Source organism: Aureispira sp. CCB-E, from assembly GCF_031326345.1.
Classification (GTDB): Bacteria; Bacteroidota; Bacteroidia; order Chitinophagales; family Saprospiraceae; genus Aureispira.
On record NZ_CP133671.1, the window covers coordinates 6,917,272 to 6,939,964 of the forward strand.

At 35.5% G+C, this 22,693-nt stretch carries 15 protein-coding genes and 2 tRNA genes; 12 read left to right on the forward strand and 5 right to left on the reverse strand.

The features are described 5' to 3' along the window. Positions 1-20: 20 nt before the first annotated feature. Both QP953_RS26700 and QP953_RS26705 read right to left on the reverse strand, forming a co-directional pair. Positions 21-2,576, reverse strand: a complete 2,556-nt coding sequence (locus QP953_RS26700) for an OmpA family protein (protein ID WP_309553452.1) — start codon at positions 2,574-2,576, stop codon at positions 21-23. 106 nt (positions 2,577-2,682) lie between these two features. Continuing rightward, the gene (locus QP953_RS26705; RefSeq protein WP_309553453.1) at positions 2,683-3,732 is read right to left on the reverse strand and encodes a type IX secretion system membrane protein PorP/SprF; all 1,050 of its coding nucleotides are present in this window, start codon (positions 3,730-3,732) and stop codon (positions 2,683-2,685) included. Between the two features lie 834 nt (positions 3,733-4,566). Between QP953_RS26705 and QP953_RS26710 the strand changes: the two genes are divergently transcribed. From QP953_RS26710 to QP953_RS26720, 3 genes are all read left to right on the forward strand, one after another. Next, entirely contained in the window at positions 4,567-5,205 is a 639-nt protein-coding gene (locus QP953_RS26710) for a WbqC family protein (RefSeq protein WP_309553454.1), read from the forward strand. 148 nt (positions 5,206-5,353) lie between these two features. Further along, the gene (locus tag QP953_RS26715; RefSeq protein ID WP_052599168.1) at positions 5,354-6,400 is read left to right on the forward strand and encodes a hypothetical protein; all 1,047 of its coding nucleotides are present in this window, start codon (positions 5,354-5,356) and stop codon (positions 6,398-6,400) included. A gap of 72 nt (positions 6,401-6,472) precedes the next feature. Continuing rightward, entirely contained in the window at positions 6,473-7,597 is a 1,125-nt protein-coding gene (locus tag QP953_RS26720; protein WP_309553455.1) for a hypothetical protein, read from the forward strand. A gap of 189 nt (positions 7,598-7,786) precedes the next feature. On the opposite strand, the gene QP953_RS26725 is transcribed toward QP953_RS26720, so the two are convergent. Continuing rightward, complete coding sequence (locus QP953_RS26725; RefSeq protein ID WP_052599166.1) at positions 7,787-9,184, reverse strand: SDR family oxidoreductase; 1,398 nt, start codon at positions 9,182-9,184, stop codon at positions 7,787-7,789. After that, a complete protein-coding gene (locus QP953_RS26730; protein ID WP_309553456.1) occupies positions 9,162-10,166 on the reverse strand; it encodes a hypothetical protein in 1,005 nt (334 codons plus the stop codon). Before QP953_RS26730 ends, QP953_RS26725 begins: the two co-directional genes overlap by 23 nt. 241 nt (positions 10,167-10,407) lie before the next feature. Between QP953_RS26730 and QP953_RS26735 the strand changes: the two genes are divergently transcribed. The 4 genes from QP953_RS26735 (at position 10,408) to QP953_RS26750 (ending at position 14,265) form a co-directional block, all read left to right on the forward strand. Then, positions 10,408-10,482, forward strand: a tRNA-Val gene (locus QP953_RS26735). A gap of 61 nt (positions 10,483-10,543) precedes the next feature. Beyond that, a tRNA-Val gene (locus tag QP953_RS26740) sits at positions 10,544-10,618 on the forward strand. 198 nt (positions 10,619-10,816) lie between these two features. Further along, positions 10,817-13,516, forward strand: a complete 2,700-nt coding sequence (locus QP953_RS26745; protein ID WP_309553458.1) for an AsmA-like C-terminal region-containing protein — start codon at positions 10,817-10,819, stop codon at positions 13,514-13,516. A 158-nt stretch (positions 13,517-13,674) separates the two neighbouring features. Continuing rightward, positions 13,675-14,265 carry a cytochrome c oxidase subunit 3 gene (locus QP953_RS26750; protein ID WP_309553459.1) on the forward strand — a complete coding sequence of 197 codons (591 nt, stop codon included), beginning with the start codon at positions 13,675-13,677 and terminating at the stop codon, positions 14,263-14,265. A gap of 1 nt (position 14,266) precedes the next feature. On the opposite strand, the gene QP953_RS26755 is transcribed toward QP953_RS26750, so the two are convergent. Continuing rightward, the gene (locus tag QP953_RS26755; protein WP_052599162.1) at positions 14,267-15,070 is read right to left on the reverse strand and encodes a 1-acyl-sn-glycerol-3-phosphate acyltransferase; all 804 of its coding nucleotides are present in this window, start codon (positions 15,068-15,070) and stop codon (positions 14,267-14,269) included. Positions 15,071-15,797: 727 nt separating this feature from the next. Here QP953_RS26755 and QP953_RS26760 point away from each other — a divergent pair. From QP953_RS26760 to QP953_RS26780, 5 genes are all read left to right on the forward strand, one after another. Next, on the forward strand, positions 15,798-16,553 hold the full coding sequence (locus QP953_RS26760) for a hypothetical protein (protein ID WP_309553460.1): 756 nt from the start codon (positions 15,798-15,800) through the stop codon (positions 16,551-16,553). Between the two features lie 557 nt (positions 16,554-17,110). Continuing rightward, positions 17,111-18,079 carry a fatty acid desaturase gene (locus tag QP953_RS26765; RefSeq protein WP_052599160.1) on the forward strand — a complete coding sequence of 323 codons (969 nt, stop codon included), beginning with the start codon at positions 17,111-17,113 and terminating at the stop codon, positions 18,077-18,079. 212 nt (positions 18,080-18,291) lie between these two features. Beyond that, entirely contained in the window at positions 18,292-20,799 is a 2,508-nt protein-coding gene (priA, locus tag QP953_RS26770) for a primosomal protein N' (RefSeq protein WP_309553461.1), read from the forward strand. Between the two features lie 15 nt (positions 20,800-20,814). Further along, positions 20,815-22,011 carry a TIGR03862 family flavoprotein gene (locus QP953_RS26775; RefSeq protein WP_309553462.1) on the forward strand — a complete coding sequence of 399 codons (1,197 nt, stop codon included), beginning with the start codon at positions 20,815-20,817 and terminating at the stop codon, positions 22,009-22,011. A gap of 2 nt (positions 22,012-22,013) precedes the next feature. After that, positions 22,014-22,688, forward strand: coding sequence for a YiiX family permuted papain-like enzyme (locus QP953_RS26780; RefSeq protein WP_309553463.1), 675 nt, complete (start codon positions 22,014-22,016; stop codon positions 22,686-22,688). Positions 22,689-22,693: the final 5 nt, after the last annotated feature.

Genomic DNA, 22,693 nt, shown 5'->3' on the forward strand with positions numbered 1-22,693 from the left:
ATACTAAATGAAATTCTATCTTAAAAATCATTTGTAGATGATTCTATGCTTTCAACTTCTCCCTCTACATTAGGTGCACTAGGGCAATTTGTACAAGGGTTTGTTTTTATATTGGCTGGACGTTTTGATTTCCCGTCACCAAACTTAGGTGGCACATATTCAATAATCATAAATTCTGTACGACGGTTTTCTTGGTGTTGCTCTTCATTACATTCTACCCCATCATAACAATCATTAATCATAATTTCCTCTCCCATTCCTTTAGCTCTTAAACGGCTCTTATCAATTCCTTTATCCATTAAATAACGAATAACAGATTCCGCTCTTCGTTTTGACAAACGCTTATTATAGCCTTTTTTCCCTCGTGCATCTGTATGAGAAGTAATTTTAATTTTAGCTTCTGGATACGCTTGAAGAATCGTTATCAAATCATCCAAACCTGCTCTAGCATCTCTTCTAATATCCGCTCTATCAAAGTCATAATAAATATTAACCAACTCTGCTGTTCCCACACTAGGACGTTCTGTTCTTATACCATCTTTATCTATATCAACAATCCTATCATCTGCCCCAATTTCTTTTGCTGATCCATCACAATATTCTACTCGAACACCTCCATCTGGAAGGGCTATAGAATCCTTCACACATTTTTCTGAATCAGGATCTATATTTACATCTGTTATTCCACCTCCTATCGTGTCATTATCACAATTAGGACCATAACAATACAAAGGAATCGACTGAACAATCGCACCGTTGGTATCAACAACACCATTGGCTACGGCACCTGGACCACACTCCGTTCCTGTCTTAAAGGTCACCGAACCTTTGGTAAAGCCAGGTTTTTCGACAGTTACACGAATATCGCAATCCTCTCGGACATCTCTAAACAAGTATTTCCCCTCTATATCTGTGTAAACAGAAAGTTCGTCCTCTTCCCCGCCACAATAAGAACGCATACGAACCAATGCGCTATCAACAGGTTCATTAGTTAAACCATCTACAATTGTTCCCGATACGCTAAAAATACACTCTAATTTTAATGGAATTTGCACATACAAGGTCTTTCCTGGAGGTTCATTCTTGGAAGACAAACGTACCGAATTAGGTTGATACCCTAATTTTTCTGCGGCAAAGTCACAGGCCTTATTTAATGGCAATTCCATGATTACTTTACCATCTTGATTGGTCAAGAAGTTTTGTACTTCGGAACAAGGTGTAAAGACATCCGCAGCTTCAATAGGCATTTTGGTTTCTTCATCAAACACGTTAATTTCAACAGTAACAGATAACTTGGTAAATGTATAAATATCATCCCCACCTTTTCCTTTTCGGTTTGAAGAAAAATAACCGTGTGTTTGCTCATCGTTAATAATAAAACCAAAATCATCATCTACGGTGTTAATAGGATACCCCAAATTAATAGGGTCCGTCCAAGCACCATAATTTTCTTTTGTTTTATAAATATCCAGTCCTCCCAGTCCAACTAAACCATTTGAAGCAAAATACAAGGTCCCACTTTCATGATGAAAAGGGAATACCTCATTTCCTTCTGTATTTACAGTCGGTCCCAAGTTAACAGGGGGCGACCAGCGACCATCTTCTAAATAAGACACATACAAATCGTATCCTCCAAAACCACCTGGCATATCTGACGAAAAGAACAACATTTCACCATCGTCAGAAAGCGAAGGGTGCAAGACAGAGTATTCATCACTGTTAAACGGCAATGAACGAGGCTCTGTATATTTGCTTGGACTTCCTTTTGATTGATAGACCTTTAAACGAATGACGCCATCATCTGATTTGCCCATATTAGAGCGTGTATAGTAAATTTCATTAAACTCTGCATTAAAGGTCAATGGTCCATCGTGAAATTTAGAGCTCAAGCCTTTGCTAAACTTTTCTACTTTACCATAGTTATACGTATACTCCTCAGGCTCTCCTATTTGGTTTCTTTTAACCGTATAAATTTCTGTAAACGGCTTGTTCTCTTCTTCACTCCAGCGATTGAATCGTTTTACATACGCCTTGCGATCTCTAGCTGAAACAAACACCAAATCATTTTTAAAGTAAGCAGGTGAAAATTCGTCATTTTCTGTATTGACTTCATCAACAGGACTTACTTTATAAAGTTTGCCTGACGCTCTCAAATCCTGAACTACATTCTCTTCACAAGACTTAATCAACCACATCGCTTGTGTGTTGTTCGGCTCTATCTGATTCACATATTTTTCAGCCCAAGTTTTAGCTTCATTATATTTTCCATTCCGTTGCAAAGCTTGTGCATAATACAACCAAGATTTTTGAGGAGCATTGGGCATTCTAGATACCAAGCCATACCAGTACTCCGTTTCATCAGGATTGCCTACACGTCGATAACACTCTGCTATGCCAATGATTGCATCATCATTGTTCCCTTTGTCCAAAATACCTAAATAAATGTCAATTGCAGCCGTGTAATTATGCTGTCCCATCAAACGCTCTGCACGATTGAGTTTAGCTCGCTGAGCATTGACACTAAGACAAAAAGCCAGTATAAAAGAAAAGGTTAGTATATAATTTGAGAATCGCATAGTTCTATTAAGAAAAGTTATAAGGATCTATATCGTGTTTCAGTATTGATGACACTAACAGAACAATAGTGAATTAGATCGTGTGATAGTGTGTTATTTGTTGTTGTTAGAAGTTTAAGTAACGGGGGTCAATTACTCGACCACCATCTTCTAGTTCTTTTGTTTTGAATAGGTCATATCCCAACATAACCTCATAAGAACCAATTCCAGGTCCTAGCATGCTATTGAGTGGATAATCGTACGCCAAGCCAAATCGGATACCATTTTTGAGACGCATTCCCATCCAAAAATCAACCGAATCAAACGAGGAGCCTTGACCAATAACGGCTTCTACAGAAGAACGGAAAGAAGCACCTATCCAAAAACGCTTCATTAACAAAAAGCCTAAATCTACATTAAACTCTGTTGGCGCACCAACTGTATTTTGAGCATTTTTAGCCACAAAAAGTCCAACATTCTTCAATAAGAACGAGGGACGAATCACAAAATTATCATTAATTTTAATGGCACCACCAAACGTCAAGTAATAATGACGATACTCTTGTGACCTTGGTAAATTAGCACTTTCACTCTGAGCACGAGCTCGCATGTTGTTCGTCCAAAGTTTGGGCGCAGAAATTCCTACATACCACATTTTGGAATACAAATAAAGTCCAGCTCCAAAGTTGGGCAACCAAATATTAGGTGTTAAGTTTTGAAAAGAAGGATCGTTTGCATCGTCTAAATTCAATTTAGAAAAATCTGCCGACCAATTGCCAACACCGCCAGACAAACCAATATTTAAATAAATAATCCTATTTTTCTTTTTAGGATTATTCAGTCGCAAGCGGTAACTAAAGGTGACATATCCCATGAAAGTTCTAGTAGCACCAATTTGATCATGCCCCAAAAAACCTCCAATAGAAGCATTCTCGTTTTCCTTTCCTATCTTTAATGGTGAGTGAATTGAAAAATGTTGTGTTAAAGGAGCGCCTTGCAAGCCAAACCATTGATGTCTGTGCAACAAAACCATATCCAAAGCCCCTGTTGTTCCTGTAACAGCAGGATTAAATGGCAACGGATTAAACATGTATTTTGTAAACATAGCTTCCTGCTGTGCATTAGCAGCAAACCCCATACTTAATACAACCAACGTGAGTAATATAAATCTTTTCATAAGCTACTTTTTTATAACTTTTAGGCGTTTCGCCTGATTTAAAATGAAGCTAATTAATTCGCTCATTTTATAAATTGTGAAAAAAATGTATTCTTATCTTATTCAGTAGACACACTCTTGCACAATCTAGCTTGGGGATACCCCTATTCCAATTCATTGATAAAGATGGAATATTTTTGCTTTATTAGCCTAAGCTTTGAATCGCTTTAACAAGCAATAAAGTCTAAAAACTTTAGCATCGACAAAAATAGGATTCTTTTTCTAGAATTTAAGGCTTCTCTAACAGAATTGTAAAAAAGTCTTCAAATTCATCGTAAAATACAAACTTCCCTTGAATATTAGGTATAAAAATCAATAGACTGCACAAAAAACTTGTTTAATTGAGACAACATGGCTTCCATATTGATTATCAGCCATATACATTTCCAACACCCAAAACAACAAAACATTAACAATCAAGGCAATACAAAGATACATTTCCACATTATAACAGAACCTACTACAAGCTTTTTGCCCATCAAACCAAGAGTTACAATTCCTCATCTCTCCTTCAAAGTATTTTGTATACGGTCCATTCAGTTATCTCGTTTTGTATAACATATCTGGGTAGATAAAATGCCTTTTACGCACTGTTTTTTTGTCCTTCCAAAAGTATTTTGATAAAGATATGAAGTCAATTTTGAGCAACTCCTTCAGAATAACAATCCGAAGCATTTCATTTTAAATAAAAAACACCATCTTTGAGGAATTTAAGTGCCTTATTTGAATAAATCACAACCTATTTGATGGCTAGATTATTTACCTTCAGGAATTCACTTATTTAATTTAATGAGTATGCAAACAGCTATTTTAATGGAACTTCAGTACTTAGGTACCGTTCAGTATTATTCCAAATTTTTAAAACACGATTCAATTTACTTAGAACAGCATGAAAATTACCGAAAAGGTTCTTTTCGGAATCGTTGTTATATTGCTACAGCAAATGGCGTCATTCCGCTAAGCATTCCTCTGTTGAAAGGTAAGCATCAACAAGCCAATATTCGCAGTATAAAAATTGATAATAGTAAAAATTGGCAGACACTGCACTGGAGAAGTATCAAAACAGCATATGGTAGTAGTCCATTTTTTGAATATTACCAAGATGATTTTGAAATTCTGTACCACAAGCCTTATGTACTTTTATTCGATTTTTGTCTAGATTTGCAAGAACTTGTTCTGAATTGTTTACAAATAACTCCAAACATCCACCTTTCTGAAACCTTTGTCAAAACTCCTCAAAAAGAGGTACTTGACTTTAGAAATTGCATATTGCCCAAAAACTACACTGCTCCAGCAGATGCTTCTTTCAAACCGGCCCCTTATCCTCAAGTTTTTGAAGATAGATTAGGTTTTGTTTCTAACTTAAGCATCTTGGACTTGCTGTTTTGTACAGGACCAGAGGCTGTTTATTATTTGCAAATAAGTATTTTATAACCAATGAAGTTAGACAACATCACTTTGTGAAGTTGCCAGTCTATAAAAAGTCACGAACTACATAAACTTCAATACGATTAATATATAGATGGTTTACTCTTTTTAAAAGTAACCCTCTTTCTCTTTTTAGACCAATAAAGCAAACAACATGACCATCCACAAATCATCTGCCCTATCTGTTTTTTACCTTGCTATTCTCTTATTGATAATGGGCTGCGCTTCACAAAACAACAACGCTAACACAACCGAACGCCCAGGCTATCGTTTTCTTAGTAAAAAGGAAGCTAGCAAATGGATTGTCATTGATGAAAAAGAGGATTTCTTTGGAAAAGTAGCTCCTTTGGAAATGTCCATACAAATGAAAGAAAACCGAGAAGAAGATCCCAGAACTACGGTTTTAGAAGATTACAAGAAAATGCTACAAGATGATTTGCAGGAGTTTAGCAAAGAAGAAAAAGAAATTGCTACCAAACTATTTGATAGAGCATTAGAGTTGTCTTACAAAGTTAATCCTAACTTAAAACTACCTGAAATTTTTCTGATCAAAACAGCTGGAAAATATTACGGTCCTTCAGTTTATTATACTCGTGACAATTCTATTATTATTCCTGCTCCTATGTTAACAATGGCAAAAGATGCGAATGATGCTTTTTTATCAACTATGATTCACGAAATTTTCCACATTTATTCTCGTTATAATAAAGACAAACGAGATGCCTTGTATCAACGTATTGGATTTGAAAAACTACCTGAGTTGAACTTATCCGATTTTTTGAAAAAACGTGTATTATACAATCCTGATGGAGTTGATTTAAGATATGCTATTACGGTAAAAGAAAAAGAAACAGGTCGTGAGTTTGAAGCTATTCCTGTCATTTATTCTCGATACAAAGCGTATACTTCAGACTTAAATGCTTTTTTCGGTTACTTAACGTTTCAACTATTTGAAGTAAAGAACCGTGCAGGAGTATGGTCGGTTGTGAATAAAGATGTAGGATATTCTATTGATGAAATCACTGGTTTTTGGGAACAAGTCGGTAGAAACACACAGTATAATATTCACCCTGACGAGCTTTGTGCAGACAACTTTGTTATCATGGCCTTAGCCAAAGCCAACGACGGAAAAAATCTAGAAAAACTGAGTGCAGAAGGACAGAAATTGGTTCAAGATTTGCAAGCTATTATTCTAGAATAAGATTGATATTCCCAGATACAACAAGGCCATTATAAAGAAAATTTTGTAACTATTAAAACTCTAATTTCATTCATGTTACTACCTCAAAAATTAACCTTCTCAATTGCTTGTTTGCTATTATTAACATTAAGTACAACTACCACCATTGGGCAATCCAAAAAACAAGCAAAACCTTTAGTCGAGCACAGTAGTGGATTAGACCCTTACCCTGTCTACAAAGCTTCTCATAAAAATAGCTTCATAGATAGTATTATTTATAATGGTCCTTTTATCACCTTCTATGTTAGTTTTGAGAAACCGACTTCTGATGGCCATTACCTTTTTGAGTCAATTAGTAGCAATCATGGGTGGACTTGTGAAACAGCTGCTGGTATTTGTCACCCTGTTCTTATTAAAGACATCCGAAAAAACGGGCAACTCATTTCGAAACAGACAAAAGAAACTCCTCTAGATTTAATTTTTCGAGATGCCACGATACCAATGACTCGCATCAGTTGCGCATTTCAGTTTTTTAGAGAAGACTTTATTCATGGTGAAGCTATTTTACGCGAATCTTTGGTAAAAAACTACAGCGATCAAACCTCTCCTTATCTTGAATTTAAAGGTATCCGTATACGCACTAAAAATTTTCCAAAGGCTATTTCTAAAGCATATAAAGAGGATTTTCTTTGGACAAGAGATGATGCACTAAAAAAAATGATTTGCACGCTCAATGAAGTTCCTGTTCCCATTTCTCTCCAAAGAATTGTCACCACAATTCCTCCTTCTCATGCATTGACTCCCAATTACAAAGTCCTTCCTTCTGGTCAAAATCAGCTTTTCTTAAAAGGAGTATGGCATACCCAAACAGCTACTATTTTTAGGATACAATACTATGCCCCACAGAGTACTTATGCTTTTGTTAATTTATACAACAAAGGCAAACAAAAGTACCATATCTTAGCAGGTTCTAAAAAATTCAAGATGCGTTCTATTCAAAACGTACTTGTAAATCAATATTTAATAAAGGAGAGCATCAATGATAAAGAAAACTTACGCTTAGAAAAGAGCCCTTGTTTGTATTTATTAACCTATGATGTTTATTTTGATCGACTGCCAAATGATTTATCAACGTTTGATTTAATTGAGGGCAAACCTAAAGAGGATGTTACTCCGTTCGATTTTTACAACGTTGAGTTGAATCCAGCATCAGAGTAAATAGAAATTAACCACACTCTATCACAATAGTTCGTTAAAACCACGCAATAGTAGCGAAGCTAACTAATCACGAAGTACCACGCAGTAGCAGCGAAGCTAACTACTACTATAAATAAATAGTCGGCTACTAAAAAAATAGCCGACTATTCTAATTAACAGCCATATAAAAAGCTATTTAATTATCTAACATCAGACAGCATCTCTCAACAATTCAAAACTCCCCAAGAAAGCGGGCAGAGTATCCCAATGAAAATGAGTAATAGAATTGGAAAGCACTTTATTAGACCCTACTTTTCTCAATTCTCCAAAACAACAGGTATGAGAAAACGGTAAGTTCCAAGGATAAATATTTCTTTTTTCTCCAATAAATTCATACGACTCTCCATTTGCCTGAAAATAGAAGGTGTATCGTATTTTTTGTTCTGTAAAATATTTCAACTCTAGACGTCCTCTACAAGGTGCATTCTCACACAAACCACCAATCGTAACCGTTCCGCTTAGTGTATTACACATAAAGTCTTCTCCAAAAGGATTTGCCCAGTCAACTAAATTTTCTGTTCCCCATACCACTTTAAATTCCATGGGCAACTTCCCTTGTTTTCCTTTTACAAACTCGTGCTCTCCAGACATTACTTCCTCCATTTTAAAACCCACCTCTCCCAATGCTCCATAGGATATATTGGTCAATAAATTTACTAAATTTTCGACTGACTGCATCACAGGTGAGTTTTTGATAGAACGATTAGAACTATTCAATGCAAAATTTACGGTTTTGCTAAAAATATTGGATACGGGGTTAAAAAAATGCAGTCCTTTTGCCATATTATTCAATACATTAACCATTTCTATGCGTTTGCCTTTTTCTACAGCTTTAAAAATAGTTTTAGCGACTGTTTCTGGTTTTTGAGAATATAGAGGTAGGAGCTTCATAGACAGCTTTGTCCCCAATGTTTCAGCTTCCACATCTTTATAAAATCCTGTATTAACCATATAAGGATAAACGGTTGTCACTTTTATGTTGTACTGTTGAAGTTCATAATGCAATATTTCACTAACAGCCCCCATCGCCAATTTAATAGCAGCATAAGCCCCCCAAGTTGGCAATCTAAAAAAAGCTTGACCAGACGAAACATTAACAATTTGTCCACTTCCTTGTGCTTTCATCATGGGCAAAAAAGCATAAATATGATACAATGGTCCCCAAAGATTAATATCAATCAATCGTTTCCAAGTCTTCAAACTAGTATCTTCCATTGAACCTTGATGTCCAATACCTGCATTATTAACCAAAATATCAATTCTGCCAATGCGTTGTCGTATCGTATCAGCCATTTCTTGAACAGCTTTTTTACTCGATACATCCACTTTGAAAACCTGTACATCAATATCTTTGTATTTTCTCAAAGTTACTTTTGCCAAGGCTAGCTTTTCTTCATTGATATCTGTTAGAATAAGGTGGCTACCTGCTGCCGCAAACTGATGGGCTGTTTTTAAACCAATACCTTGAGCAGCGCCTGTAATTAAAACATATTTGCCCCTCAAATCCTGCTTCTTGTTCTTTAAATTAAAAATTGATTTTAATGCCATGATGTTCTTGTCCTTCGTTAGTTAATAATTCAAAAGCGCATTTGTGCTCGCTAAATAATGCTTGAGGCATGCCAGACTGATTGGTTTCTCGTATTTCCAACTCACAACTAGCCACTTTACTGTTCAGGCAATTTTTGCTTCCTCCAGAAGGATTCAAGTAGCGCAACCCGACAAAATCATTGGCAGAAGCTTTAATCCTTCCCTTTAATTGAATTTCCTTTGTCTGACATTCAAATGTCCAATCAAAATAATCAAAACTTCCTTTATTCGTAAACCATTGGTTGATTTGATTCAATTGATATTTTTTTTCATTGTGGTGCAATACTAAGATCGTTAAAAAAGGCGTCTCCACTCCTTTTATGTTTAGTTTAGCAGTCACTACTTCCAAAAAAGTAGCTGGGCTGTTATCAAAACCTGCTACTTGCCCCCAAGCATACCAATCGGTGTGTTGTTCTCCCCAATTATGGTTTTGAGACCCTACCCAATTTTCAATATTAATTTTCTGATTGCCCATTTTTAAGTATCCACCAAACCGAGCAAAAGGTTGGGAAACGATAGACTTGGCTTTGGGAAATGGACCTATATATAAGTTTTGAGGCAATAAAAAAATAGGGTCTGCCGCTGACGTATAATTCAATTTCCAAGAGATCTCTTCAATCTGTCCTTGTGCTTGAGCACTATTGATAAAATTCGCTCCCAATTCTACAAAAAAATGCTTTCGAGGAAACTTACACATTTCTATTGGGAATTCCTGCTTGGCAGGATAAATTTTATTGCCATCAAAATAAACAAACCACAATTCTCCCATATTTTCTTGGGGTCGATCTTTGGGAGCGAATACGGTGTAACGAATCCAAAAGGCTTTTTTTTCAGAAGGATGATTTCCCCTTATGAAGTAAGATTCATAAAAACCTTTGTTGGATTGAGGCTTAAATCTCGAAAAATTCACCTTAGCGATGGTTTGAATGGCTTGTATTTTCATAGTGCAATGATACTTGATTCACTTTTTAAGTAAGGTACAAAAAAATTACAAAAAAAATTCAAGCTTTAATTTTCTTCCTTCATATATGCTATACAATTATAAACCAAGACAATAAACAACAGCACTAGCTACTAACTTTATTTAAATCTTAATTTTATTTTAAAAAAAAATAGAAAAAATTTGCAGTTTTATAAAAATGCCCTATCTTTGTGCTGCTCTTAAAAGAAGAGATAACAAAATAGGGTGATTAGCTCAGTTGGTTCAGAGCACCTCGTTTACACCGAGGGGGTCGGGGGTTCGAATCCCTCATTACCCACTATAAAACACTTCAAATAGTTAGTTTGTATTTAGTTACAAATTATATCCAAATTCTTTACGGGTGATTAGCTCAGTTGGTTCAGAGCACCTCGTTTACACCGAGGGGGTCGGGGGTTCGAATCCCTCATTACCCACATCAAGCTTCTACTTTTTAGTAGAAGCTTTTTTTGTTTTAGATATACACAAATCAAGCTTATTGAATAGATTTTTGTAAATTTAGTTGAATAATACTTCGTAGTTCCAACGGAGTAATGATTGAATAGATATTGTTTTTAATCTAAGTACCGTGTCACACACATCAAACGCATCCAAAAGAAACAAATAACTGAAACATGTCTGTAGATAATTACAAGAAAAGAGACGAACAAAAAAAAGCTCAAAAAAAACGCAAAAAAGGTCGTGTCAAGTTTTTATTCAAATTAATTGGTAGTTTATTTTTAATTTCCATCATCAGCCTCATTGTTATTGCTGCCATATTTGAAAAACAAATTGCAGGAATGGTTATTAATACACTTAATAAGCAACTGAAAACAGATTTGCAAGTAAGCGAAGCAAGTTTGTCTTTGATTTGGAAATTTCCACAAGCCGCAGTTTACCTTAATGATGCTAAAATTGACGGTGTAGGAGGGCAAGAGGAAAAACTACTGGATGTTAAAAGTATTTCTCTACAGTGCGGTACTTTAGGACTTTTGATGGGCGACTACAATTTTACATCCATATCCATCAATGAGGGCTCTCTATTTATCTATAGCGACGAAAAAGGACATGTCAACTATGATATTTTCAAAAGCTCAGCAGAAAAAACAGAAACAGATGAAAGTACCGACTTGAATTTATCTATTTCTGATGCAACACTATCCAATATTACCATTCACTATGTAGACAAAGCGGCTGCCTATGACATCAAGGTTAGAGCTAGTTCTGCTGATTTTGCAGGAGATTTTATTATTGATAATGAAATCAACGCCAATCAGCACACCATGACGAGTTATGCTGAATTATTTTCAGAACATATCACAATTGGTGAAACGACCTATATGAAAGGAACTAACTTAGCTTACAATGGCTCTGTTGATTTGGATTTGGCTGCGGAAATCTATTCCTTTGACAATATCAAACTATACATCGAAGGCAATCAATTTAACATGCATGGTTCTGTCAAAAAAGTAGACAAAGGCACAGAGTACAATCTTCTTTTTGACAGTAAAAAAGCATTGCTAGGATCTTTGATGCAGTTGATTCCAGAGCAATATGCTGCTACATTAGGGCAATTTGAGAGCTATGGAAAACTATCCTTCAACGCTAGAGTCAACGGCATTTCCTCCAAACGAATTGCTCCCATTGTTGAAGTCCAATTTGGTCTAAAAGACGGTCGAATTACACATCCCAACATGGCTGGCAGCATGAAAAATGTAAATTTTGATGTACACTTCACCAATGGCAATGGAATAGACGATCAAACTGCTAAATTGAAGCTCATTGGTTTTCAAGCAAATCTAAATAACCAACCCATTAACTTGAGTTGGGAAATGGTTGGTTTGGAAAACCCAACAATTACAATGGGGCTAGATGGTAAAATTCCACTAGATGCCGTTTATGGCTTCTTTGGTAATACTGTTACAGAAGGAAGTGGCTGGATAGAAATTGCCCAGCTTTCACTAAATGGTCGTCTCAAAGACATGACCTCTATGTATCGTATCCCTAGAGTCAAACTAAATGGCTTAGTCAACTTTAATCAAGCACATTTACTCGTTAATAATGTACCAACAAATATAGAAACAGGCGAATTATCGCTGGATAACAATGCATTTAACGTTACCAATCTTACCTTCAAAACAGCTAAAAGCGATATGGTATTTAATGGCGATTTTCAAAATATCTTACCTGTATTGCTTTCTGATTCTTTAAATTCTCAAAACGCTAAATTAACCTTTCAAGCCTCTCTTAATTCTCAAAAAATGGATTTAGACGAGCTTTTAGCCATTGGTGGAGGACATACCGCCGAAGAAATTGAAGCCGCTGCGGTTGAAGACCAAGATTCACTCAAACAAGAAAATTTCGAGCGAAGAGCTTATCGTACCTCCTTCCTAAAAGGAACCTTTATTACTAATATTGTTGAGCTGCAATATGGCAATGTCTTAGCCAAAAACTTTAATGGAGCCGTTGAGTTTGACAAAAGTGTCATGCAACTAAAAGGGGTCAAAGTAGATGCCATGGATGGTCTTTTTGAGCTGAACAGTAAAATCTATTTTGAAAAAGAACCTCGCCTAGAGCTATTCTTAGATTGTAACAATATTGATATCCAAGAATTTTTGGCACAATTAGATAATTTTGGACAAGATGTTTTAACAGCAGAGCACTTGAGAGGGCGCCTAAAATCACTCATCAAAGTAAACTTATTTTTAGATTCTTTAGGCAACTTCAAAAACGAAGATTTATTTGTGGTGGCAGATGTTGAAATTACCAATGGTGAGTTGATTAATCTAAAAATGCTCGAAGGTTTCTCTTCCTTTATCAAAATGCGTGACTTGCAACATATAGCTTTCACAAAGCTTAAAAATCAATTTAAAATCGAGCATGGTAAATTTATATTGCCTGCTATGTTTATTCAAAGCAATGCTTTGAACTTAGTTGTTGGAGGACAATATAGCTTCAACCATGATTTGGATTTTAAAATAAAAATCAATGCAGGACAGGTAATTGCTAATAAATTTAAACGATACAATCCAGATAAAACAGCTATAAAAGCTCGCCAACAAGGATTATTTAATATATATGCGCGCATTATGGGCAATTTGTATGGGGATTATGATTATAAAATTGGTCCCAAACACAGTAAAAAATTCTTAGACGCACAGTTGAGTCAAGAGTTGCCTGCGATTACCAATACCCTTCGTGCAGAATTTGCTAAAAACAATAATATAGAAGCAAGTCAACCAACAATTCAGCCCTTGGCACAACCCAAAGAATGGGAAGATATTCCTGAATACAATGGAGAAGAAGGAGATTTAGAATATATTGATGGGTTTTAATGAACTATACTATAAAGACGCTGTTCCATAGATTAATAGTTACAAAGCGTCTCTTATGAGTCTTACTCATGCAGTATCCTTTATGCTATTTGTATCAATACTAATTTATTGTGCCATTACAATACCTTGCAGGACACAACATGACAAAAAAATCTAACATGGAACGTTCAGCTGTTGGACTTCCACTTGAAAAAATTGGTTTATTCCTATTGCTAATCAGCCTGACTATGTTATTCATGGCATTTTCGATTGGCTATGTTTTTACACGTTCTCAAAATAGTGCCGATGGGGTCTATCTCCCTCCTATTTTTATTATCAATTCCTTTATTTTATTGGCTAGTAGCTATTTTATGAACAAAGCCAATCGAGCTTACAAAGACGATGACACCAAAGGGTACCAAAAAGCACTTACCGTCACCATGATGTTGACCATTTTATTTATGGGAGCACAAGTGGTGGGTTGGTTTTATTTCAAATCTTCATTAATTGGAGAGAACATTGGCAACGGGGCGAACTATCTTTATGCTATTTCGGGGCTGCATTTTGCGCATATTATTGGAGGAATTCCTTTTTTAGCACTCTTTTTATACAATGCTTATAAAAAGATGCAAGAACCTATGACTGTTTTATTATACTTTTCAGATCCTATCAAAAGAATGCGACTTCAGTTATTAACGATTTATTGGCATTTCTTAGATGGCTTGTGGATTTTTCTAGTCTTATTTTTCTTGCTAAATATGCTTTTTTAATCTAAATGTGATACGTCGCATGATAACGTTCTAAATTGTGTAAGATACGTTCTCTAACAATCGTTTTGAGGTGTTCTAAGTCATTTTCAACCGTCATTCCCTTTGTCGAAATTGGAGCATCCCAAATACAATGCACCCACGCAGGAGAACCTAAAAAAGGTTTTTTGGGAGTCGAGACTTTATCTGAATCACAAATGGTCATTGCCACAATGGGCTGTTGTGTTTCTATTGCCAATTTAAAGGCTCCATCATAAAAATCTTGCAACAATTCATTCGTTTTGTTTCGTGTTCCTTCTGCATAAATATGAATAGAATGACCAGAATCAATATGCGCTTTCATACGCTCTAGGGTCTGCTTGCGGCTTTCCTTACTTTTTCGGTCTACATAAACGTGCATATTTCTAGCCAAATACCCAACAATCGGCAATTTGTCTACTTCTTGTTTGGCTAAAAAAGAAAATGGCACTGGTGCTGTTGACATACAAATAGGAATATCTACTACTGATAAGTGATTGCTTACCAAAACATAGGCACCTGCTTCTGGATCAATTTTTTCTAGCCCCTCTGAAGTTACCCGTACCAACATAGCTGCCAATAAGGTTTTTCCCCACCACTTGGTCACAAAGTAAGCTGCATTGGCAGCCTTCTTTCCACTCAAGAAATTAAAAATGAAGATGTAACACACTAAAGCAACCACGCCAATTAGTAATGTTGCTAAACAACACCAAGCAAACCAAAGACGTTGCATAAAGACAACAATGGCTCTTAGTGGTGCAGGTAATGATTTTGTGTCAAATGCTTGCATAAGATAAAATTTAGGAATATTGGGTTAATTTATAATTTGATTTAGTTTTTTAGTTTAAAAAACAAGCGCGATTCATAAACAACTATTTTTCAAGACATCATTATGAATCTATACTACTCTTTCTTAATAGGTTTACTTCTTTTTAAGAACGAAAAAATATAAAATTCTATACACATTACTTCGTGGGAAAATCGCATCAGTTTGATTATCAATAGAGTATACTTTTGCTGCTTGATTTCTTAAAGGATTGATAATCAAACTGATGCAAAGATGCTTTTTTAGTTTTTTACAAAAAAGCTAAAAAATCCACGAAGTACTAATACAAAGATAGCTAATGTAACTATTATCCATTCTTAGTAGTTGACCAATTTTTTTAGTTTTCTTAGAATTAAACATGCTTTCTCGCGAGCAAAATGAATTCAAAACTTAGAAAATATCCCATAAAAAATTCACTTGGCTACTTTGTTTGTTTAGTCAAACAGTTATCAACTACTTGTCTTTAGCATCGTTATCAATTTTAGCAAACCAATACCACTATTTCATCGATACTCCCTAGAATTGCATTTAATTCCCGCTTAATTAACTCCAATTCTAACTAAAAAGTTGACCTCTGCCTATATTTTTTTTATAAAAAAGACTTAGCACACTGTTATTTTGTAACCTTTCGTTAAAGTTCCGTTAAGACAATTGCAATCAACCATTCGCAACGCTACAAATAAATACTCCTATGAAATATTTCTCCTGTCTCCTATCTATGTTATTGTGCTTGCCACTTGCAGACGCACAAACATCAAAATTTAAAGATGTTCCTAGTATAAAAATTCGAAAACGCCGCCTGAAACCTTCCTTTTCGCAAGCATTAGCCTTGCCTCAAACAGCTACTTCATGTGATTGCCCCACCAATTCGAATAGAAATACGCCTTTGGTCAAATTAGGATGTCAACATCCCGACACCATAGCCGTTTGTCAAGTGGTTATCACAGAGTTTGATTTAGCAATTATATCAACAAGAGGAGAAGCAATTGTTTTAAAAGATATTCAAGGTAGTTTTCTCAATAGTAGAGCATTGGGTTTTATAAGAAGTCGCTATGGCAATGGTGCATTCATCTCTTATACTAATATCAAGGGTATGACAAACGAAGGAAAAGAGGTTGTTGTACCTTCTTTTGGAACACAAAATCCCAACCAAAGGGCTCAACGTTCTTATGATTCTATTTATAATTATACAAACGTTATTGATAAGAAAGATTCCAAAATTCATTCTTTTGAACTAGCTGCCTATAATATCCATGGCAGAATGGTCTTTAGACAAACTTACCACAAAGACACCTTTGATAAAAATGCAATTCGCTCTGATGCCGTTCGTTATGTTTTTAAAGATATTCAAGTAGAACATTCTAGTGGATTTAAAATTGAGGTCGATAATTTCGAAGTAACAAACACCGACATTCAAGAGGAGCAATTATTGTCTAGCAATGACTAGAACTGCTGATTCCCTCTCTCTAATTGCATTCTCTTAACAAAACATTATTTCAAAACAAAACCCTATCAAATACACTGACCAGCAATCTATTAACTCTTCATTTTAATAATTTCTATCCTTTTGATAATTCTAAAACTGGAGTTTTATAGGGGATGGTATAGTTTTGTGCATCAATATAAATGAAGTTGAAAAGCAGCAAAAATAGAGTAAAAAAGGCCTTTTTCTGTTGATTGAACATATATACAAATAAACAAAAACAAATAATAATAAAGTTTATATCACTAACAATCAACTACTTAAACTTTTTAAGTACTATTAAAATTAGTTTGAATAGTAACAATATGTATAAAACTTTGTATTTTTGCCTTGTTTTTAAACTTTATGGAGTGTTTATTTGTTTAATAGAGTTTTGCTTGTCAACTTCAAAGAAACACTTTATTAAAAAGTCAAAATGTTCTTAATAAATACAAGACAACTGTTTTGTAGTTATTATTTCAACTAAATTGCTCCTGTTTATTTTAACAAAAGCAGCAATTTATCATCAAAACTTATTAAAAATGTTGAAGTACAAAGCTGATTTGAAGACCCTCCTCTTTATGACCATTACTACTTGTTTATTCGCATTCATGTGGGTATCGTGGAACAATCCAGATAGTATTTTATGGACAGGAGGCACACTAGTATTTGCAGGATTATACATCTGGCATTTATTCATGGCAGTAACTGTGTCTGTAATAGCACATAATACGATGCATGTATCTATATTTAAGTCAGAGCCCTTAAATCGTTTAATGGAATACTGGATTACTCTTTTTTATGGTACTCCTGTATTTGGTTGGATTCCAACACACAACCGCAACCATCACAAACACAATAACAAAGAACCAGATTATACCAAAACGTACCGTTTTACAGAACGCAATGAGCTATGGGTACTTTTAATATATCCATTTGTTAGTAATTACTACCAATCAATTGCCAATAAGGAGTTCTTGCAAGAGCGTTACCGCAAAAATCGTGGTGAATTCTGGCGCTTTATTTCTCAAATTGTTGTTCTTTTGGCTTGGGTAGGTACCTTTTTGTACTTAAACTGGGTAGCAGCTATTTTCCTAGTTATTATCCCTCATCAAGCATCTTTGTATACAGTAGTTGTCTTTAACTTTGTACAACATGTACATGCTGATGAAGAATCTGAGTACAATCACTCTCGCAACATTACTGCATCGCATATTTTCTCTCTAAATTGGTTCTTATTTAATAATGGTTATCATACGGTACATCATATGAATGCCAATATGCACTGGAGTTTGGCAAAAGAAGCACACGAAAAAATAGAGCATAAAATTGATCCTAGTTTGAACGAACCTTATTTCTGGGGCTATATTTTCAAAGCTTATATTTTTGCTCCTTTCAATAAGCGTTTTAGAACCAAATCAATGCGTCTAGAAAGAAAAGAAAAAGAAGCCAACCAAGGCAAACCTAGTGTAGAAGGGATTCAAGAACCAGTAACAGCAACAACGCACTAGTCATTCGTTCTCTACAAGGAGAAGCACTAAAAAAGACAAACTCTACTATTGGAGTTTGTCTTTTTTTTGTTCTTTTTATTAAAAAATAAGCAAATAAGATACACAATCATTATTTTGCGTAATAAAAAATAGCAAAAACCTGTTTTATCATCCTTTTTATACCTATCTTTATACTACAGAATAAGATTTAAGACAAAAAGCACAAATATTATATGGATCAACTGCTCCATCTTTTGGAAAATGATAACGAAGCAAGCACACAACGATTATTTGTAAGCGTAATTGTTCCTGTTGCTCTGCCAAAACTCTATACTTATAGTGTTCCACTTCATCTCAAAGATTTAGTGCAGGTGGGCTTTCGGGTAGAAGTTCAATTTGGCAAGAGCAAATTATATTCTGCTTTAATCTACAAAATCCATCAAACAGAACCTGAGAATTATATTCCCAAACCCATTCTAAATGTATTGGATGACGAAGCTGTTGTTACAGAAAAGCAGTTCAAATTGTGGGAATGGATGAGCCAATATTATGCTACCACAATGGGGGAAGTTATGAATGCGGCGTTGCCAGCAGGCTTAAAACTAGCAAGTGAGACTAAAATTACCTTACGGCATGATTTTTCTGAAGATGACTTTGGCAACCACAACCTCAATGATAAAGAATATACCATTTTAGAGGCATTATTTAATCGGGTTGAGTTGACAATTGCCGAAACACAAGCCTTAATTAACCAAAAAACCATCTATCCTTATATCAAAAGTTTGATGGAAAAGCGCTTGATCCATGTCAATGAAGAGTTGAAGAATAAATACAAAAGCAAAACAATAGATATGGTTTGCTTGGCAGAGCCCTACTTTAGCGACTCTACCAAACTACGAGATGCCTTTGAAATGATTGGAACTCGTGCTATTCGCCAAGCAGAAACGTTGATGGCATTTATTCAATTGAGCAAGGAGTTGGACGAAGTCCCTAAAGCGGCACTTTATGATCGAGCTAAGATAGATTCTAGTGGTCTAAAAAAATTAGTCGACAAAAACATTCTAGAAGTCTACCAAAAAGAAATTAGTCGACTTGGAGAATACGAAGGGGAAGTTATTGGCAACTTTAAATTATCAAATGCTCAAGAACAAGCATTAACAGAAGTTAAGGAAGCTTTTGAAGAAAAAAATGTTGTCCTGCTACACGGAGTAACGGGAAGTGGTAAAACGCAAGTTTTTGTCGAATTAATGGAAGAAGTGATTGCCAAAGGGCAACAGGTGCTCTATTTACTACCTGAAATTGCGCTAACAGCCCAAATCGTACAACGCTTGCAAAAACATTTTGGCGATCAAATTATTGTTTATCATTCTAAGTTTAATAACAACGAACGCGTAGAAATTTGGCACAACTCTCTCAATGGAGTGCCTATTGTTTTAGGGGCTCGCTCTGCTTTGTTTCTTCCTTTTTCTAATTTGGGCTTAATCATTGTTGACGAAGAACACGACCCATCTTACAAACAAAATGAACCTGCTCCAAGGTACAATGCCCGTGATACCGCTGTATTTTTATCTTATTTATACCAAGCCAAAACGCTGCTAGGAACGGCAACGCCATCCTTAGAGACCTATTATAATGTGCAACAAAAAAAATATGGCTTGGTCGAATTAAACAAACGTTTTGGGGATGCGACTTTGCCTGATATTCATATTATAGATGCAGGAGAAGAAACTAAGAAAAAGCGTATGAAATCGCATTTTACACCTCAACTCCTTCAAGCTATTGAAGAAACGTTGGCGAATGAAGAACAAGTAATTTTGTTTCAAAATCGCCGAGGTTATGCGCCTGTTTATAGTTGTAATACCTGTGGTTGGACGGCAGACTGTGTCGATTGTGATGTTAGTTTAACTTATCATAAGTTTAGCAATGATTTACATTGCCATTATTGCAATCACCATCGAAAATTACCTAAGTCATGCCCTGCTTGTGGCAATCATGGTTTAATCATCAAAGGTTTTGGAACCGAAAAAATTGAAGATGAGCTACAAATTTACCTCCCTAATGTAAAAGTTGCTCGCATGGATTGGGACACCGTAAAAGGCAAACATGGTCATGAAAAAATTATCCATCGTTTTGCCAACAAAGAAGTAGACATCTTGGTTGGTACACAAATGGTCACCAAAGGTTTAGACTTTGATAATGTGGGGTTGGTTGGGGTACTAAGTGCCGATCAAATGTTGCACTTCCCTGATTTTAGAGCGACCGAACGAGCATTTCAACTCCTGTTGCAAGTGAGTGGTCGTGCAGGACGAAAAAAGAAAAAGGGAAAAGTATATATTCAAGCTTATAAAATGGATCATCCCGTGTTGAAAGAAGTTAAAAGAAATAATTTTAAGGACTTTTTTGAACGAGAATTGCAAGAACGAATTGATTTTGCTTACCCTCCATTTCATCGCTTAATTAAAATTCAATTAAAACATAAAAAAGCTGATGTGGTAGACAAAGCCGCTCGCTTTTTTGCGGAGTGCTTAAAACTAAAATTAGGAGATCGAATTTTAGGTCCTGCAACGCCTGGAATTTCTAGAATTCGTACTTATTATATAAGAGATATTATTATAAAATTAGGAAAAAATTCTGAGCAGCTCAATTATACCAAACAGTTAATTGGGGATGTTCAAAATCACCTAAAAGCTCAAAAAGGCTTTTCTACCATTCGAACAATTATTGATGTAGACCCTTATTAAACAAACGATTTTAGGATGCAGTCAAAAAAAGTTATCATTATTGGTGGTGGTGCAGCAGGGCTAATTGCAGCAGAGCAATTAAGTGCTACTTGTGACGTGCATATTTACGAAAAGGGAAAAACCATTGGTCGTAAATTCTTGGTAGCGGGCAATGGTGGTTTTAATTTGACCAATGCTGCTATAGAGGACGACCTATATCAAAAATATACGCCTCATCCTATTTTGCAATCTGCATTGCAATCTTTTGATACTCAAAAGATGCGTGCATGGCTAGAAAAATTAGCCATAACTACTTTTATTGGTAGTAGTGGTCGGGTTTTTCCTCAAAAAGGGGTTAAACCGATTCAAGTTTTGCAAAAAATTAAAGACAAACTGTTGGATAATGGTGTCCAAATTCATTGCAAACATGAATTTATAGGTTTTAATGCGCACCAATTACCTATTCTAAAACATCAATCTACTACCTTTTCACCACAAGCTGATGCTTATATTTTTGCTTTGGGCGGTGCATCTTGGTCGGTTACTGGTAGTAATATGAAATGGTTGCCTTTCTTTGAACAACTGGGAATTTCTACGCAGCCTTTTGAAGCTTCTAACTGCGGTCTTGAAGTTAAGTGGGATGCAGCGTTTAGGGATAAATACGCAGGAACACCACTAAAAAACATTCAAGTTTCTCTTGGCTCTACTTCCCTAAAAGGAGAAGCTTTGATTACAGATTATGGCTTAGAAGGGAACGCTATCTATCCTATTGTACCACTCATCCGTACTGCTTTTAAGTCCCTACAGCCTCCTTTTTTAGCCATTGATTTCAAACCCAATAACTCTCATCAAAATTTATTGAGTAAAACAAAAGGTAAATGCTTAAAAACTAAGAACTATGCTTATGAATTTAATTTAAACAAGGCAGAATTTGCCTTGATCAAAGCGTTTACAACAAAAGAGGAATACTTGGCTCCTGAACGATTTATAGAAGCCATCAAACATTTGAAAATTCCAATAGAAGCTTTACGCCCCATAGAAGAAGCTATTTCTACCATAGGTGGTGTTTCTTTGAATGCACTCAATGCCAATTATTCACTTCAAAAGTATCCTCATATTTTTGTTATTGGCGAAATGTTAGATTGGGATGCTCCTACAGGTGGTTTTTTGTTGCAAGGTTGTTTTTCTACTGCAATGGCTTGTGCCCATTATTTAAAAACTAAATGCCAATAGTTATGAAAAAGAATTTCCCAAGAGTGAACTTAATGTTCTTTGCTTTGCTGATCCTCTATAGCTTAACTGCTTGCGCGCCTGAACCTACCACCCCTGATTGCATTTATCCTCCTCGCAAACCCAATCAAATAGCGCCTGCTTTTCAAAGTGGAGATATTATTTTTCAAACTTCTAATTCTAGACAAAGTAAAGCGATTCAGTTGGCAACGCATTCTCCTTATAGTCACGTTGGCATTATTTATCAAAAAGAAGGAAGTTTTTGGGTCTATGAAGCAATAGAACCTGTTCAATTAACTCCTCTAAAAACTTGGATTAAGCGGGGTCAAAAAGAGCAATATGTTGTCAAACGATTAAAAGATGCCGATCAAATACTCGATGAACAAGCCTTGCATTCAATGAAAACAATTGGCAAGCAATACATGGGCAAGCATTATGATTTTTATTTTGAATGGTCGGATGATAGGATTTATTGTTCGGAATTGGTCTGGAAAATTTATAAAAAAGCGATTGGGGTTGAATTGGGTCAATTGCAAACCTTAGAGTCATTTGACTTAACCGACGATGAAGTGCAAAGAAAACTACAAGAACGCTATAAGGGCGCAATTCCCTTGGATGAAAAGGTCATTTCACCTGCTGCTATTTTTGAATCTGAGCTATTAATTACGGTTCCTAACTAATTCAA